This window comes from Paenibacillus sp. sptzw28 (assembly GCF_019550795.1).
Classification (GTDB): domain Bacteria; phylum Bacillota; class Bacilli; order Paenibacillales; family Paenibacillaceae; genus Paenibacillus_Z.
This window is the reverse complement of sequence record NZ_CP080545.1, coordinates 1,295,662-1,311,417: the sequence shown is the minus strand read 5'-3', so window position 1 is coordinate 1,311,417 and position 15,756 is coordinate 1,295,662. Positions and strand designations below refer to the sequence as shown.

At 51.6% G+C, this 15,756-nt stretch carries 9 protein-coding genes; 3 read left to right on the top strand and 6 right to left on the bottom strand.

The annotated features are described in order from the left end of the window. Nucleotides 1–65: 65 nt before the first annotated feature. A complete protein-coding gene (locus KZ483_RS06060) occupies nucleotides 66–2,123 on the bottom strand; it encodes a beta-galactosidase (RefSeq protein WP_220351801.1) in 2,058 nt (685 codons plus the stop codon). A gap of 186 nt (nucleotides 2,124–2,309) precedes the next feature. Between KZ483_RS06060 and KZ483_RS06055 the strand changes: the two genes are divergently transcribed. Further along, a complete protein-coding gene (locus KZ483_RS06055; RefSeq protein ID WP_220351800.1) occupies nucleotides 2,310–2,525 on the top strand; it encodes a hypothetical protein in 216 nt (71 codons plus the stop codon). A gap of 189 nt (nucleotides 2,526–2,714) precedes the next feature. Further along, nucleotides 2,715–2,858, top strand: coding sequence for a hypothetical protein (locus KZ483_RS06050; protein ID WP_220351799.1), 144 nt, complete (start codon nucleotides 2,715–2,717; stop codon nucleotides 2,856–2,858). 320 nt (nucleotides 2,859–3,178) lie between these two features. On the opposite strand, the gene thrS is transcribed toward KZ483_RS06050, so the two are convergent. Then, a complete protein-coding gene (gene thrS, locus KZ483_RS06045; protein ID WP_220353287.1) occupies nucleotides 3,179–5,092 on the bottom strand; it encodes a threonine--tRNA ligase in 1,914 nt (637 codons plus the stop codon). Nucleotides 5,093–5,643: 551 nt separating this feature from the next. Between thrS and KZ483_RS06040 the strand changes: the two genes are divergently transcribed. After that, nucleotides 5,644–6,366 (top strand): metallophosphoesterase family protein, encoded by a 723-nt coding sequence (locus KZ483_RS06040; RefSeq protein ID WP_220351798.1) that lies wholly within the window; start codon nucleotides 5,644–5,646, stop codon nucleotides 6,364–6,366. A gap of 108 nt (nucleotides 6,367–6,474) precedes the next feature. Here KZ483_RS06040 and KZ483_RS06035 read toward each other — a convergent pair whose 3' ends face one another. From KZ483_RS06035 to KZ483_RS06020, 4 genes are all read right to left on the bottom strand, one after another. Further along, nucleotides 6,475–6,996 (bottom strand): DinB family protein, encoded by a 522-nt coding sequence (locus KZ483_RS06035; RefSeq protein WP_258881553.1) that lies wholly within the window; start codon nucleotides 6,994–6,996, stop codon nucleotides 6,475–6,477. Between the two features lie 107 nt (nucleotides 6,997–7,103). Next, a complete protein-coding gene (locus tag KZ483_RS06030; protein ID WP_220351797.1) occupies nucleotides 7,104–10,781 on the bottom strand; it encodes a glycoside hydrolase in 3,678 nt (1,225 codons plus the stop codon). A 310-nt stretch (nucleotides 10,782–11,091) separates the two neighbouring features. Then, nucleotides 11,092–12,126: a LacI family DNA-binding transcriptional regulator gene (locus KZ483_RS06025; RefSeq protein WP_258881552.1), complete on the bottom strand. Its 1,035-nt coding sequence runs from the start codon at nucleotides 12,124–12,126 to the stop codon at nucleotides 11,092–11,094. Between the two features lie 178 nt (nucleotides 12,127–12,304). After that, the gene (locus KZ483_RS06020) at nucleotides 12,305–15,745 is read right to left on the bottom strand and encodes a glycoside hydrolase family 2 TIM barrel-domain containing protein (protein WP_220351796.1); all 3,441 of its coding nucleotides are present in this window, start codon (nucleotides 15,743–15,745) and stop codon (nucleotides 12,305–12,307) included. Nucleotides 15,746–15,756: the final 11 nt, after the last annotated feature.

The window sequence follows — 15,756 nt, the reverse complement described above, 5'->3', positions numbered from 1 at the left end:
ACAAAGTTCAAAGGCTGCCGTTCACGGCAGCCTTCTCTCCTCTTATTATGGATTATTCCGTGTTTCTACCGCTTCAGAATACGTACGCCGCTCACCGGGAGCGAAAGTACCGTCTCCAAGGTTTGTCCCGACTCCATATCCGTATAATCGCGGCCATCAAGCGTAATCGACTGCTCTTTGCCGCTGAAATTCATCACGAATACATAATCGTTCTCACCGTCTGTACGAACCTGGGCGGTTACTCCCGGCGGAAGCATGGTCTCAACCGCTTTGCGAATGCCTGCTTCCTTGACAATACCCGCATAGAACGCGTCGTAGAAGCTGTCTTCCATTACCCGGCCGGCAAGATGGTACGCATTGCCCCTGCCCAGTCTGTTCATCGTCAATGCAGGCCGCCCCGCATAGAAGTCATCACGGTAGACGCCGATCGTCTCAGCGCCTTCAGAGTGAATCAATTCGCAGAGCTCGCCGATTTCGTACTCTCCCTTCAGCCCAAGCGCATTATCCGCCTGCATCTTCAGACCGTTCACATCGTGGTCGTACAGTCCTTCGGTTTCCTCCGCCCAGATGCCGAGCGTTTTACGCAGCGGTCCGGGAAATCCGCCCAAATGGCACAGATCGTTCTCGTCTACAATGCCGGACCAATAAGTCGCGACGAACGAGCCGCCATCCTGCACGTAATGCTCAATCCGTTCACCTGTATCTTCACTGACCATATAAAGCATCGGAGCTACGATCAGCTTATAAGCGGAGAAATCACCGCTCGACCCGATCACATCAACCGGTACGCCCAATTGCCAGAAGGCCCTATAATGCTGCATGACCGTTTCTTCATATTTGATGCCCATGTTTCTTGGTCCCTGGGCATCCTTAACCGCCCAGCGGTTATCCCAATCGAACAGAATCGCCACCTCTGAAGCAACACCCGTACCCACTACATCCGTCAGCTGACCGAGCGTCTCACCGAGTTCGGCGACGTCACGGAATACCCTCGTATGCTCATGACCGCTATGGTCAACGACGGCTCCATGGAATTTCTCGCTGGATCCGCGGCTCTTGCGCCATTGAAAATATTGGACGGTGTCCGAGCCGTGAGCGACGGCCTGCAGCGAAGAAAGCCTGTGCATACCCGGGCGTTTCAGCTTGCTGACCGCCTGCCAGTTAGTGAGGCTCGGCGTGCTTTCCATCAGCATGAACGGACGGCCCTTGAGGGAACGGAACATATCATGGTTGAACGAAAACCATGCCGCCAGTTTACTGTCATCCTCCGCGTCATGCCATGTCGGATAGGCGTCCCAGGAAATGACATCGAGAACATCCGCGAATTTCCGGTAGTCGAGTCCTTCGAACAGGTCCATCATATTTGCCGTTACCGGCAGATCCGGGTTTATCGCCCGCAGCGGCGCGATTTCATGCTTGCAGAAATCTACCGTTTTGTCAGTCACGAACCTCTTCCAATCGAGATTCATGCCATGCACCTGCGTTTCGCCGTGCGGAGCAGGGGATTCTATTTGCTCCCAGGATGTATAAGTGTGGCTCCAGAAGGTCGCCCACCATGCATGATTCAGCTTATCCAGCGTGCCGTACTTCTCTCTGAGCCACTCCCGGAATGCTTCCTGACAATTGCCGCAATGGCAATCGCCGCCGAATTCATTCGAAATATGCCAGCCGATGACGGCAGGGTGATGCGCGTAGCGCTCAGCCAATTTACTGTTCATGATGGCGGTTTTCTCGCGGTAAACCGGCGACGAGTAGCAGTGGTTGTGCCGGAATCCGTGCAGGTTCCGAATACGATTGGCCCCGACTCGCAGTACCTCGGGGTACTGTGCCGACATCCATGCGGGCCTTGCTCCGCTCGGTGTGGCCAGAAATGCGTATATGCCGTTCTCCGCGAAAGAATCCAGAAGCTTGTCCATCCATTCAAAGGTAAACACACCCTCCTCGGGCTCCAGCGCAACCCAGGAAAAGATGCCGACCGACATTACATTACAGCCGGCCAGCTTTATCAGGCGCAGGTCCTCCTTCAGAATATCGGGATAGCTAAGCCATTGTTCGGGGTTATAGTCCGCCCCGTGCAGCATATGCGGCACTTTCGGGCTGATTGGCGGAAACCGCTTGCTCATTGTAATCTCCGTCCTCCATCGTAAATGTTTTAGGTTTTAATTGGATGAAATCGTTTTATTTTAACATAATAAAGCCGCTTCAACAGTAAGGCCGCCGTATAAAGCTGCGATTATCTCCAATATGTTTCAATCGTATCACTAAATTGCTACAATGAGACTACCCACCTTACAAAGGAGCGAACACCCGTGTCCCAGATCCGCCGATTGCTTACAGACCAGGATTTCAACGAAGCGTTGGAGCGTCAATTTCGTATACGCGTTTTCCGGGACGATCATATTGTCGATACGGCCGGATTCATCGTCCGCTTCGACGATCATACTGTTGTTATTCAGTCCAGCGTGAGCGATATCGCTTATCATTCAAGAGAAAGCTGCGAATTTTTCGAGCTGCGTAAACGATAGCTGGAGCGACTCCAGCATGCGTTTGATCAGCATTATGGACATGCCAGATGACGACAAATTTCGCGGATAAGATATGTTGATTAATTTCGAGCAAAAATGAGAAATTTCTCATCCAAGTTCCGCTTAAAGGCTTCTTCCTGCGGGTAACGATAGGTATATTATCATCTTATCCTAAGGAGGATGTGCTGAATGGCGGAAATTAACCGAAAAATGGCGCTGACCGAGGACGAGCAGACGGTCATCAATATGGCCACGAAAGGGGCTACACTTGAGGAAGTTCAAATTTATCTGGAAGGCCGGAGTGTTGACGACGATGTAATTGTTGGAGACTAACTATTATATAACAGAAACGCGGCCATTCCGGTGGCCGCGTCTTTGTGTGAACCCCCGAACCCGTGCTCCGGGAATTATAGAGCCATTGTCACACCACTTTCTCTCCCCCTCGAACGTTCATTGCCTTTCACCGCGATTTGGCCGAGAATAATAAGAAATTTTTTGAGATCAACCTTTAACGCTTGTCATGGCGATCCCTTGAATAAAATAAAGCTGTGCGATGAAGAAGAGAATAAGCCTCTAATTTCAACCCTTTTGGGAAAGCACCAATTCTATTTGTTCTGACGGTCTGCGTAGCGTCATGCCGTCGCCTTGCAGCTTTATTGCTTACTTCGGATTTCTCCAAGCAGCATCTCAGTAAACTCGCTGATTGCCAAAGCCCCGAGATCACCTTCTCCGCGCTTGCGCACCGCCACGGTACCGGCCAGCTTCTCCTGTTCGCCGAGTATGAGCATATACGGCACCTTCTCCAGCTGTGCTTCGCGGATTTTGTAGCCCAGCTTCTCGCTGCGGCTGTCGACTTCGGCGCGGATACCGGCTTCCTCCAGCGTCCGCTGCACTTCCAGCGCATAAGCGGCGAAGTGCTCCGATACCGGCAGCACCTTCACCTGAAACGGCGCAAGCCAGAGCGGAAATGCGCCGCCGTAATGCTCGGTAAGGATGCCGATAAAACGGTCGATTGAGCCGTATACCGCCCGATGGATGACGACCGGACGATGCTTCTGGCCGTCCTCGCCAATATACGTCAGTTCGAACTTCTCCGGCATTTGAAAATCCAGTTGAATCGTTGCGCACTGCCAGCTCCGTTTGAGCGCATCGAGGATATGAAAATCGATCTTCGGTCCGTAGAAGGCACCGTCCCCGTCGTTGATCCGGTACACAATTCCCCGCTTATCCATTACGCGCTGCAGCGCAGACTCCGCTTGGTCCCACAGCTCCGGGGAGCCCATCGATTCTTCCGGACGCGTAGAGAGCTCGATCCGATACTCAAAGCCAAAAATTTTGTAAAACCGGTCGACCAGCGTAATAACGCGGCCGATTTCCTCCTCGATTTGATCGGGCCGGGCGAATATATGCGCATCATCCTGGCAGAACGTCCGGACACGCATCATGCCGTTTAATGCCCCCGAGAATTCATGACGGTGCACTTGACCGAATTCGGACAGCCGGATTGGCAGCTCGCGGTAAGAGTGCAGACTGTTCTTGAAAATCAGCATATGCCCGGGGCAGTTCATCGGCTTGAGCGCGAATTTCGTTTCGTCCACTTCGGTAAAGTACATATTATCGTGGTAATGATCCCAGTGTCCGGACTCCTCCCACAGCCGCTGGTTCATCATAAGCGGCGTACGCACCTCGTCATAGCCTTCCTTGCGCTGCAGCTCGCGCGAGAAGTTTTCGAGCTCATTGCGGATCGTCATGCCGCTCGGCAAATAGAACGGCATGCCCGGAGCCTCCTCTGAAAACATAAACAGTCCAAGCTCTTTGCCCAGCTTGCGGTGGTCTCGCTTCTTCGCTTCTTCCAGCAAATGCAAATGCTCAGCAAGCTGTGCCTTCTTCGGAAACGCCGTCCCGTAAATCCGCTGCAGCACTTTATTCCTCGCATCTCCGCGCCAGTATGCGCCGGCAACGCTCTGCAGCTTGAATGCGCGAATTCGCCCTGTTGACGGCAAATGCGGGCCGCGGCACAAATCCATGAACTCACCCTGCTCGTAAATCGATATGACCGCGTCATCAGGCAGCTCCCGGATGAGCTCCAGCTTGAACGGATCTTCGAGGCTGCCGAATATATGCAGCGCTTCCTCTCTTGTCACTTCCCGCCGGGAGATAGTCAGATCCTCCTGTACGATTCGTTCCATCTCCTGCTCGATTGCTTTCAGATCATCGGGAGAGAGCGGGTTCGCAAGGTCGATGTCATAGTAAAAACCGTCTTCAATGACCGGTCCTATACCGAGCTTGACGCGGTCTTGGCCATAGAGCCGCTTGATCGCCTGCGCCATGAGATGCGCCGTGCTGTGCCGGTAGATCTCCAGTCCGTCCATACTTTCCGTCGTAATGATCTCAAGCTCGCAGTCCGTTTCAATCGGCCGCGACAGATCGACTGGGCGGCCGTTTATTTTGCCGGCTATCGCGCTTTTCTTCAAGCTGCCGCTGATGGATTCCGCCAACTGCAAGACAGTGGTTCCTTGCAGCACCTCACGATTCCGCTCATCCGGCAGTCTTACTTGCACTTGCATTTCAGCCATTGCTGTCTCCTCCTTTTCACTGGTTTATCCGAATATTTGAACGCAAAAAAACGCATCTCTCCCGAAAGGGACGAGTGCGTTCAAGCTCGTGGTTCCACCCTCATTCGACCTGCGGCGATCCAGCATAAACAGAAGCTGCGCGCGCAAGGTCCTCATTGACGCATCCGGTAACGGGAATGACCCGGTTTCGTTTATAACCGCCGCCTTGAAACATCAAGCATACGGGTTCAACGTCACGGCTACAAAGGGGTAATTCCGCATCCGGTCGCTGGGGAGCTCGCAGCTGAAACCCCTTCTCTGGACAGCCCGGTTCATGCGAATCATGTCTTTGATTATCGCCTCGTATTCTATTTTTTCACATTATAATGAACCTGCCTGCGCCGGTCAAGGAAAATAAAAATGAATACGCCGGCTTCTATCAAGTACTTCCAGCAGCAGAGCCAACCAGCCCCCGATAATGTCTAACGGTGAAAAGAAGGTAATTGCGAAATTTACGGCGAATACCGATACTCAACAGGAACAGAAAGCGGGAGGGAATTAGAATGAAATTGGCTTTTATTTCGGATATTCATGGCAATGCGGTCGCCCTTGAGGCAGTTCTGGAGGATATCAAGGAGAAAATGGTCGACCGTATTTACGTTCTGGGTGACATTTGTTACCGCGGACCGGACCCCAAACAATGCATAGATAGGATTCGTTCGTTGCAGACCGAGGCGATAAAGGGTAATGCGGATGAATGGGTTGTACGCGGGGTCAGCCCGGGAGAAGTACCGGAGACTGTTATCGATATGATGAATCTCGAACGCAGCTGGACGATATCGCGGCTAGACCGGCATGACATCGATTATTTAGACAGACTGCCCACCACACTTGATCTTAACGTTGAAGGCGTGACAATCAGCGCATTTCACGCGACGCCCGAAAGCTTGTTTGAGATTGTCCCGCCGGATGCCGGCGACGAATTCCTGAAGGGGAAGCTCATGTCGGCGGCGGAAGCCGACGTGTTTATTTATGCGCATATCCATAGGCCCTATATTCGATATATTGAGGGCAAAGTCCTTATCAATACCGGAAGCGTCGGTCTGCCGTTTGACGGCCTGCGCAAAGCTTCATATGCAATCATTGAGGTGAATGGCGGAAGAATCGGCACTTCGATTGAAAGAGTTCCCTTTGATGCGGAAGAGGTTATCCGGCGGTACGCAAATGAACATTATCCGAATTCGGAAATGATGGCCAGGTTAATCCGGAAGGCAAGCGTGAAATAGCCCGGAGTCTGCCTGAAATGAGCGAAAAGAACCTTCATTATCCGCTGTAAAAGTGGATAACTGAAGGTCCTTTTTTATCCCTGTAAACCGGAACAGCACGCGGGCCGATCAGCCGAATGGATTCTCATCCGCACTTGGCCCATAGACGGAAGGAACGGGAACGTCAAGCAGCCGAAGGTACACGGTGAGCTGGCCGCGATGGTGATACAAGTGGTTGAACATAACCGAACGAGCCATACCGACCCTCGGCAGTGCTATAATCGTTTCCGTACCACTGATCATCTTCCATTCGGCCATCAGATCATCCTCTCCCCAAGAGGAAAGTTTCAACTTGGCGGCTTCCACGCTGCTGTCGAACGCCGTGAGAATCTCTGCAAGAGATGCCGGCTCGGGCGCCCGCTGAGAGGAAGGGGCCTCCCGAATCAAATCATTCAGAAATTCAGCGAGCGCCCCGGGTATTACCGCTACGTGCAAAGCAAGCTGTCCAAGCGTCATTGACTTGGGGTGCGGAGCCCATGCGAGCTTGTTCTCCGGAACGCGTTCAAGAACGCGGCGTGTTGATGCAGCCTCCTGCGCAAGCTCCCCGATCCACAGATCCGTTAGTTTCATCATCGATCCTTGTGATTTCATCTCGTGGTCACGCTCCTTAACCGCAATTTGATGTCTTCGATTCCACTATAACCCATTGCGGTTCTGAGGATTTCTTCCGGATTGCTAATGTTGCATCGCCAACTATATCATTTCTCAATCTTGATCCAGCTTACCATCGGCTTGGAACCGCCGGCTTTGACGGCTTTCACGATGAGCTCTCCGTTAGTTACCGTAATATTATCGAATACCTTCGCTTCCCGTTTCGAGCCGATCACGTAATTGGCCAATTTCACCTCTCCATTGATCGTGATATTCATCACCCGGTCGCCCGCCTTCCATGGATCAAAGAAACCGATCGTCACCTTATACGTGCCGCTTGGGAGCTGGAAGCGATAGGCAAGCCCTTTGCCATTCTCGTTTCCGTCGTATTGGCGAATCGATTCGTACGCATCCGCCGGGGAAGTGTATGCCCAGGTGAGCCCGTCATCGGCTTGGTAACCCCATTTCATCCCCGTTACAGGGTCACTTCCATATTCCTGTTCTTCCTGTGACTGTAGCGCTCCGAATACTTCTCCGTCTTCTAATTGGCCAGGCGTCCCGTCACCGGCGTCAACGTAGTAAACAACCTGACCGGCGGCCGCGCTCGGCGTCGCTTCCACCGGAGCCGATTCCGCTTGCCCTGTGCCCCGAAGCGCGACCACGGTGAACGAATAGGTCTTGTCATTCTCAAGCCCCGTCACGATCGCGGAACCCGGAGTCGCGGCGACCTCGACAGGAGCGGATCCGCCGTTAACTGCTGCATACCGGATGGCATAAGAATCCGCTCCGTCAACTTCACTATAGTGCAGCGCGACTTGCCCATCGCCCTCCTTCACCTGATAAATTTCAGGCTTGGATGTAAGGTTAGCCGCATTGCGGGCAATCTTCAAGTAGGCGAATTGCGCATCGGACCAGCTGTGAAGTCCGACGCGGCCGCTTGTATAAACCGTGTCCGCCACGTCGAAGATCTGCTTTCCATCGATATAGCCCTGAATCTGTTTCCCGTTCAGCCGGACCTCCAGCTTATAATACTCGCCCAGCTTTGCCGTGAAAGGAACCGGAGGCACTAAATTCTGCCCGTCTTTCCGAATGAACAATAACCCGTTCTCAAATCCGAACATGTAGCCCTTCGAATAGCTGCTGCCGCGGAAAGTGATGCCCCAATCCGCTTCCTGCGTTGCATGCTTGGCAACCGTCGTAATGGTTCCATCGATCAACTGAAAATCTTTGATTCCAAGCTCCCCTTGAGAGTTTCCGCCGGAAACATGCTTCAGCAAACCGTCCTCAATGAGCCAATTGCTTACATCCTGTTGATAACGAGGGATGTCCGCCTCATTATATTCGTCCTCGAACCGGACTTCTTCGGCTGCCGGCGTCACTTCCGTATCCGTATACCCGGTCCCTTTGCCGCCTTTGCCGATAGTGGCGACTCGAACGACTACCGGCGAACCGTTCGTTAAGCCGTTCAGATCCAGTGCGCTGCTGCTGATTTCCTTGGGATTGCTATCAGGTGAGCCGGAGACAAGCGATACCGAATAACCGAAAGCGCCTTCTACCGGGGCAAATACGATGCGCGCCTTTTGATCGCCCGGAATGGCTATTAGCTTGCCCGGCGCAGGTATATCCGGCTTCACCTGGAATTCAGCCGAAGGCGGGCTCACTTCTTGACCGTCAACCGCTTCTACGACCCCGTAATAGGTAACGCCGTTCACGAGCCCGTCGACTTGGATCTTTCCACTGGGCAATTCACTGATCGACTGTTTATCGTAGTTCCCTGGCTGTTCACCGTAACGAACGCGATATGAGGGAACGCCGATCTCCGCATTATAGGCTGCCGTAAAGCCTCCATCTGTTCCACCAGCCGTTACACCGGCCGGCGCCAGCAGCTGCGGCGTGCCATATGAGCGCAGCGACGGCGGGCCGAAGCCTATTGAGTTGCTGGCACTGATAGTCACAAAATATTGTTCGCCGTTCTTCAGTCCCTGAAGGACGAACGAATCGTCGGACATATGCGATAGCTTCAGCTCTCGGATGTCGTTCTTGACTCCGTATCTAACGTTGTATTCATAAGCGCCTTTTGGAGCGTTGAATTCGACCTTCAGACCTTTATTAAGAGGCTTGACACTCACGATCTCCGGAGCGTCAGGCTTCTTGTCCGCTTTAACGATATCTCCGTTCAGCGTCACGATAGAACGGGCGGGAATGATTGTTTCGAACGTACCGTCCGCTTGAACCGGCACGTCTTCCCCTCTGGCAAGATCCCGGTCTGCCGACGTTGTATACGGTTTCATAACAAAGACGGATTCATGCTTGTCGACTCCGTTCAAAGCCAGTTTAACGTGTTTAGCCTCTTGGCTGTCGTTCACGAAAACAGCCGTGACGGTCTTCTCTCCGTCATGCTCATAAGCAGAACCGAACAGTCCGCTCCGCGCTTGTTCATCCAGCCCCGTCAAAGCGATGCGCTCGGCTCCGGGACGAATGAATTTGCTGTAGTTGCCAAGCGCCCAGAGCAATTTCGAAGTAAGTATGTTCTGCTCGTCGCCCGGGTTGTTGTAATCGGTATAAATCAAGCCATCCTTATAATCTTCCTTGGAAACTGCCGTCCACCACTGCCATGCCGCCGCATTGGCCCGGGTCAAGTCGAAATGAATCGTTCTGGCGACATAGAGGGCAGGATCGATGCCAAGGTCGCGGCCCGGTCCATAGGATCCGAGTATGCAATATTCAGTCATCCAATATTTGGCATTCTCGTCATATCTCTTCAAATTCTCACTGAGCAGATCCCTCAGCTGACCGAGGCGGTCATCGCCCGGACTGCTGTAATCGGACCAGTAGGAATGCGATGCGATGGTATTGCCGATAGCCGCCTTAAGCTCCGGGTCGCCCAGGAAATCCTTGATATATTCTCGGTATTTGCCGAGCCCCAGATTGTTCGACCCGCCTGTATACTGCTCTCTATTCGCGAACGTCTTATAGACGTCATCGTCCAGCAGCGCGGTGATTTCGACGCCCTCCGGCGCACTGATCGAAGTCCCAAGCCCTTTGGCTTGCAGCTGCCGGTACAGCTCGAGAATTACCCGTTTCATATCGTCGTTGTTATAGCGGTTCCCTTCCTGTCCGGCCTTGTTCCAGTCCCAGGTCGGTTCGTTAATCGGACTGATATCGGCCAGCTCGAGACCTTCCTTCTTGAAATGCTCCACGACGTCAACCAGGTAAGAGGCGAATTCATCTTCGTACCCAGCCTTTAAATTCGTGGACCCTACGGTCGAATCCGGCTGGGCGTGCCCATTCTTGGTCATCCATACCGGCGGACTGTTTACAAAACCGATCAGCGTGCCTACTCCGCGTTCCTTGGCCGCTTTCAGAAACCATTGCTGCCCTGCCTGTTTGCCCCAATCGTAAGCGCCATCCTCAGTGGATTTGAACGCTTCCGACCGCCGCCAGGGATTCGTTATAATCGTTTGATCCGTTTCCGTGGAGCCGGCACCGATGTTAAAGCGCCAAGCGGACAGCCCGATTCCCTTATCCCTGGAAAATAGAAGATCCGCGACGCGCGATTTATTTTCCTCTGTCCAATTCTTGCCGATCGGGTCCATCGACCAGGCGTCGGATGCGCCGAAGTTATCGATCGTCTGAAATTTTTTCGACGTGTCAATGGTCACAACCGCGTCATACGCGACACTCTTGTCCGCTTCCACAGCGGATGAAAAACTTCCGAACGGGGCGAGGCAGCATACGACGCTAAGCAGCACTGCCGCGCTTTTCTTAAACATGAATTTCCTCATTTTGCTTTCCCCCTTATTATGTGATGATTCTTGCCGTGCATCGACAACATCGAGAGCCGCATTCTCATACACTTTTCTCCTCCTCTAAGTTTCCGCCAGCTTCCTGCGGGACAAAGAAAACGGTTTCATGAAACCGGTTTCCAAATGCTTCAAAAAAGATGGCGCCCCCCGAAAGAAGGGTTCCACTTCCTCGATTGTACTTCGCTCTCCGGCCGATAACATCCAACTTTGTACCTAAAAAGTTCAAGATTCGGCTGCTTGTTTTGTCTAATTTTGCAGATACCGGTACCTATTCCTTAAGTGGCAGCCATCATCGAACGGGTCCGGTACTCTTTCTTTCGACAAGTTCAGGCGTCAGGACAATGCGTTTTGTCATTTGCTCCTTCGTTATTATCCGATGGAGAACCTCCACGGATAGCTTTCCGAGCTGGTGCGTATGCTGCGAAACCGTCGTTAACTCCGGAATAACCGCAGCTGCCAGCGGCGTATCGTCGAAGCCAATGACCGAGATATCCTCCGGTATGCGAAGGCCGTGTTCGATAATCACCTTAATTGCCCCTACCGCCGTATAATCATTGACGCAAAAGACTGCAGTCGGTTGTTCTTCGCCTTCCAGCAGCCTGGACATGAGCTCCTTGCCGGCGGCGATCGAATAATCTCCGTACAAAACGCGCTCCGCCCGATATGGGATACCGCTTTGTTCAAGCTTCCTTCGATAAGCTTTCACTTTGGACATCGTCGTTGACATTTCCTTTAACCCGCCTATAAAGGCAATATCCCGGTGTCCCAGGTCAAGAAGATGCTGTGTTGCCAGTTCCGCTCCCAGAGCTTCGTCGGTGTAAACACGGTGAAAGCCGCCTTTGGGCACATTTCCATTGACCAGAACGATCGGAACGCGCTTCGACAGGTCGATGATTTCCTGTGCCAGCTCGGGTGGACATTGAGACAAATTGATTCGGCCTCCCATGTAAATAATACCGTCCACACGTCTTTCCCGAAGAACGGAGAGATATTGCGACTCCCGGCTGTAGTCGCCGGCCGTATCGCACAGGAAAAGAGTGTATCCTTTATCTCTGGCCTCGTTCTCCGCCCCCCAGAACACCTCCGGAAAGAATGGGTTCGTAATATCGGGCAGAATGATCGCAATGGTACCCGTTTGCTTCTTCAGAAGGCTTCTTGCAATCGCATTCGGCTGAAATTGATGTTTCTCGATGATGCTCATAATCTTTGCTCTGGTGCTTCCCTTAACCGGGGCCGTGCCGTTCAGTACGCGGGAAACCGTTGTTACCGATACTTCCGCTTCTTTGGCGATATCGTAAATCGTGATCGGAGAATTCATCTTCATATCCTCTCAATTCCGTATTATGAACATTATCATATCAAAACCTCCCCTAATATGTAAGGTGTATAAAAATAAGAATAACCTCAGTCCGATTTTGATCGAAACCAAGGTTGTTCCCATCGTGAAGAATCGTCCGATCAAACCGCCGCAGCAGCGGTCTGCCGGCCCATTCCCCAGCTTGTTACCTTACAAATTGAAACCAGCCGAAATCGAAATTGCTTCCCGGCAGGAATATGAAGGTCACTTTTTGTATGCCCGTTATTTTATCCAATTCGAATATCCGCTCTTCGTATCCGCCCGATTGTGAGAATTCAATGAGTTGATTGCTTTCGCCGTCATCATTCGCGAGTCGGATATGAATGGTGTTTTTATCAATAGGCGAGCTGCCGCAGATGATAAGCTTCGCAGCGCCTTCGCTTGTGAAATCCATTTGTTCAAACTCCAGAGAAACATTATTGCCTATACCCTCAACGGCATCGCCGGCAATAGCAAACGTATCTCCATAAATATGGTCGCATTCCACAGCGCTGTTTCGCTCGAAGGCACGGTTCTTTTTGTCAAAAGAAAACCCTTTGATATGCACCTTCTTGTGAAGGACAAAACAAATCGAAGTTATGCCGCGGAGCCGTTTGGACAAGCGGTAGGTCGCTTCCTGATATACGTTCCATCTGGATTCCTTCTGATAGATGACATCCGCCAGTAATTCGCTGCCCTCTTCATCTGGGATTCCTTCCCAAATTTGCAGAGCGTACTCTTCGCTTGACAAGGCAAAAATCGGAATGGTGATCAGATCGGAGCCGTATGAGCCAAAGTCAATATCGCGAAAACCTACCTGGGTTTCTCCATCTCTGCTTGTAGCTACTCCTCTCTCATTTCCATTTCCCACTTCGCCTTTACTGTAATCATACAGTCCTGCAGATATAAATTCATAAGGATCCTTGAAGGCTGTTCCCAGTCCGACAGCCTTAAATTCCTGCTGGGAAATAAGCTTTGTCTTGTCACTGCCATTCTTGCTCATACAGCGGACTCGAAACTCTCCATCCCCTAATGCCGTGATTTTCGCGTCAAGGCCGGAAGCCTCTACTGCTGCAAGATTGGAGGGGATCCCCGCATCATTCACGACACTCCACGTCACTTCGTGATAAGAAGTGTTATTCGGATAAAGAATGGCCCGCACGGTCATCTCCTGCCTCGATGCATCAAACACCTTTCCCGAAGGGCTCACGATTTCAATCCTGCGAAGGGGGATCTCCTCCCTGGTTCCCATGACGATTGGAAGATCTTTATTGCTCATGCTGGCGGAAACCCCCTCCGAGGCTCCATCCTCTGCCGGAAGAGATACGAACTCCGCAATCCGGCTTTCGAATCCGGCCGAGGCAACCTCGATCCGAATCTTGCCGGGTTCGAGTGTCGCCGCTATGATAGCCATCAGCTTACCGCTGAATAACCGCCTGCTTAACCCCTTGTACGGATCGTAATCCGTACTGTCGCCATTATCCAAACCGATCAAACGGCCCGCTCCCGTAACATGAACATGCACCCGGTTGTTTGCATTCTCAACCGGATTGCCATCCTCATCCTCCATGGTTATTTCGACAAAGATCAAGTCCGTTCCATTTGCAATCAGCGTATCTTTATCCGGATGCAAACAAATATTGCTCGCGTCTCTGAAAGATTGCCGCACATCCGTCGCAATCACATTACCGGCCTCATCATAAGCGACCGCCCTCAGCTCCCCTTCTTCATAAGGAATCTTCCACCACCCGACAAGCTGCGTCCCATGCTCGTGGTCAATCTCATGGGTTCCAATTGTAACACCGCCCAATTGCAGCTCAATCTTAGGTGCGTTCGAGCATACGCGAACATCGATCATTTGCTCTTTATTAAAATCCCAATAAGGGAAAATATGAACCATTGGTTTGGTCTTGTAATCCGTCCAGGACGCCTGGTAGATGTAATAGGAATCCTTCTTGAAGGAAGCCGTATCAATCTGTCCGAAATAAGAGTTTTTGGTGTGGTAAGGAGTCGGTTCGCCGATATAGTCGAATCCGGTCCATATAAATTGACCGAGGGAGAAGGGTGTATCTCTCTCTGCAATAATGCACGCTTCCGCCGACCTTGCACCCCAGCTTGTCGAGCTGTTCCCGAGTGCGGAGCACTGCTCGTCGTCATCGGCAAGAATGGGTTTCTCGAACGGAAAATGATAGATGCCTCTACTTTGAACGACAGAGGCTGTCTCGCTCCCATAGATGATCCAATCAGGATGCTCCTCATGATGCTTGCCGTAATATTTCTCGGCATAATTGTATCCCGCGAGCTTAACGATATCCGCGCATTTCCGGGCGTTCTCCCAAGGCATATAATTCGAGCCGATTGTAACTTTGGCATTTTCTTTCGGATCGTATTTCAGCACTTCATCCATCAGCATTGTTGTTACTTCTTGCCCTCTCGCATCCGCATGGGTATCGTAAATTTCATTTCCGATACTCCACATAAGCAGGCACGGATGATTTCGGTCCCGCATGACCCAGCTTTTCACATCGATAGGCGCCCATTCCTTGAAAAATCTCGCGTAATCATACGGGGTCTTAGGCCGCTCCCACATATCGAAGGCTTCCGAGACGACCAGCAGCCCCATCTCATCCGCCAAGTCCATAAGCTCGGGTGCAGGCATATTGTGAGCGGTTCGGATCGCGTTAACGCCCATTTCCTTCAAAATCATAAACCTTCTTCTTAGAGCGTGTATATTAAATGCCGCTCCCAAGGCTCCAAGGTCATGGTGCTCGCACACCCCGTTTAATTTCAGCTTTCTTCCGTTTAGCTGAAGTCCTTGCCCGGGATCAAGAATGATGGTTCGAAATCCAATATTCCGGGATATACTTTCAATAACCTCATAACGCCGATCCGCATCTTTATCTGACACTGCCAGCTCTAACTCGGTTATAAACCGGTAAAGATTAGGGTCGTCCGTGCTCCATAACAGAGGATTCTCTACAAACAGGCTTTGCCGGTTAGGCGAATCGGAATTACTTCCTGCGGCAATCCTCTCTGAAGCAGCAGCAATGACCTGGTCCTTGTACACGAGCTTATGCGAGATTTGCGCGTCTTGATCTATGCTCATCTCAGTCTCGACATCTACCAGCCAGCCACCCGCTTCCTGTCTGGTCGTTATATAAATTCCATCCGTCACGATATGATTGCGGTCTCTTGTCTTCAGCCACACATTTCGATAGATGCCGGCACCCGAATACCATCTGCTGTTCGGACTTTGATGCACGACTTTCATAAGGATTTCATTTTCCCCGTCCACGACTGCACCGGTGATTTCGTGTTCGAATGATGAATATCCGTACTTCCATTCCCCTATGAATTGACCATTCACATAGAGGGACGAGTCCATATAAACGCCGTCAAAGCATAGGAGAATCCGGCTCGCTTCTCTCGTACATGTAAATCTCTTGCGGTACCAGCCTACACTGTTTTCATAAAGGTTTAATGTATCGTAAATAAGCCAATCATGCGGGATGTCGACCGGTTCAAATATCAAAGCGGCACTGTCTGCAGCCTCCAGGCTGCTTTTGGCAAACTCCCATCCATCGTTAAACAACGTTTTCCTGTTCAAGTTATTATCTC

What these genes read in the sequence shown, in the direction of transcription:
- KZ483_RS06060 (WP_220351801.1), bottom strand. Translation starts at nt 2,123, where the DNA reads ATGAGCAAGCGGTTTCCGCCAATCAGCCCGAAAGTGCCGCATATGCTG.
- KZ483_RS06050 (WP_220351799.1), top strand. Translation starts at nt 2,715, where the DNA reads ATGGCGGAAATTAACCGAAAAATGGCGCTGACCGAGGACGAGCAGACG.
- thrS (WP_220353287.1), bottom strand. Translation starts at nt 5,092, where the DNA reads ATGCAAGTGCAAGTAAGACTGCCGGATGAGCGGAATCGTGAGGTGCTG.
- KZ483_RS06040 (WP_220351798.1), top strand. Translation starts at nt 5,644, where the DNA reads ATGAAATTGGCTTTTATTTCGGATATTCATGGCAATGCGGTCGCCCTT.
- KZ483_RS06035 (WP_258881553.1), bottom strand. Translation starts at nt 6,996, where the DNA reads ATGAAATCACAAGGATCGATGATGAAACTAACGGATCTGTGGATCGGG.
- KZ483_RS06030 (WP_220351797.1), bottom strand. Translation starts at nt 10,781, where the DNA reads ATGAGGAAATTCATGTTTAAGAAAAGCGCGGCAGTGCTGCTTAGCGTC.
- KZ483_RS06025 (WP_258881552.1), bottom strand. Translation starts at nt 12,126, where the DNA reads ATGAAGATGAATTCTCCGATCACGATTTACGATATCGCCAAAGAAGCG.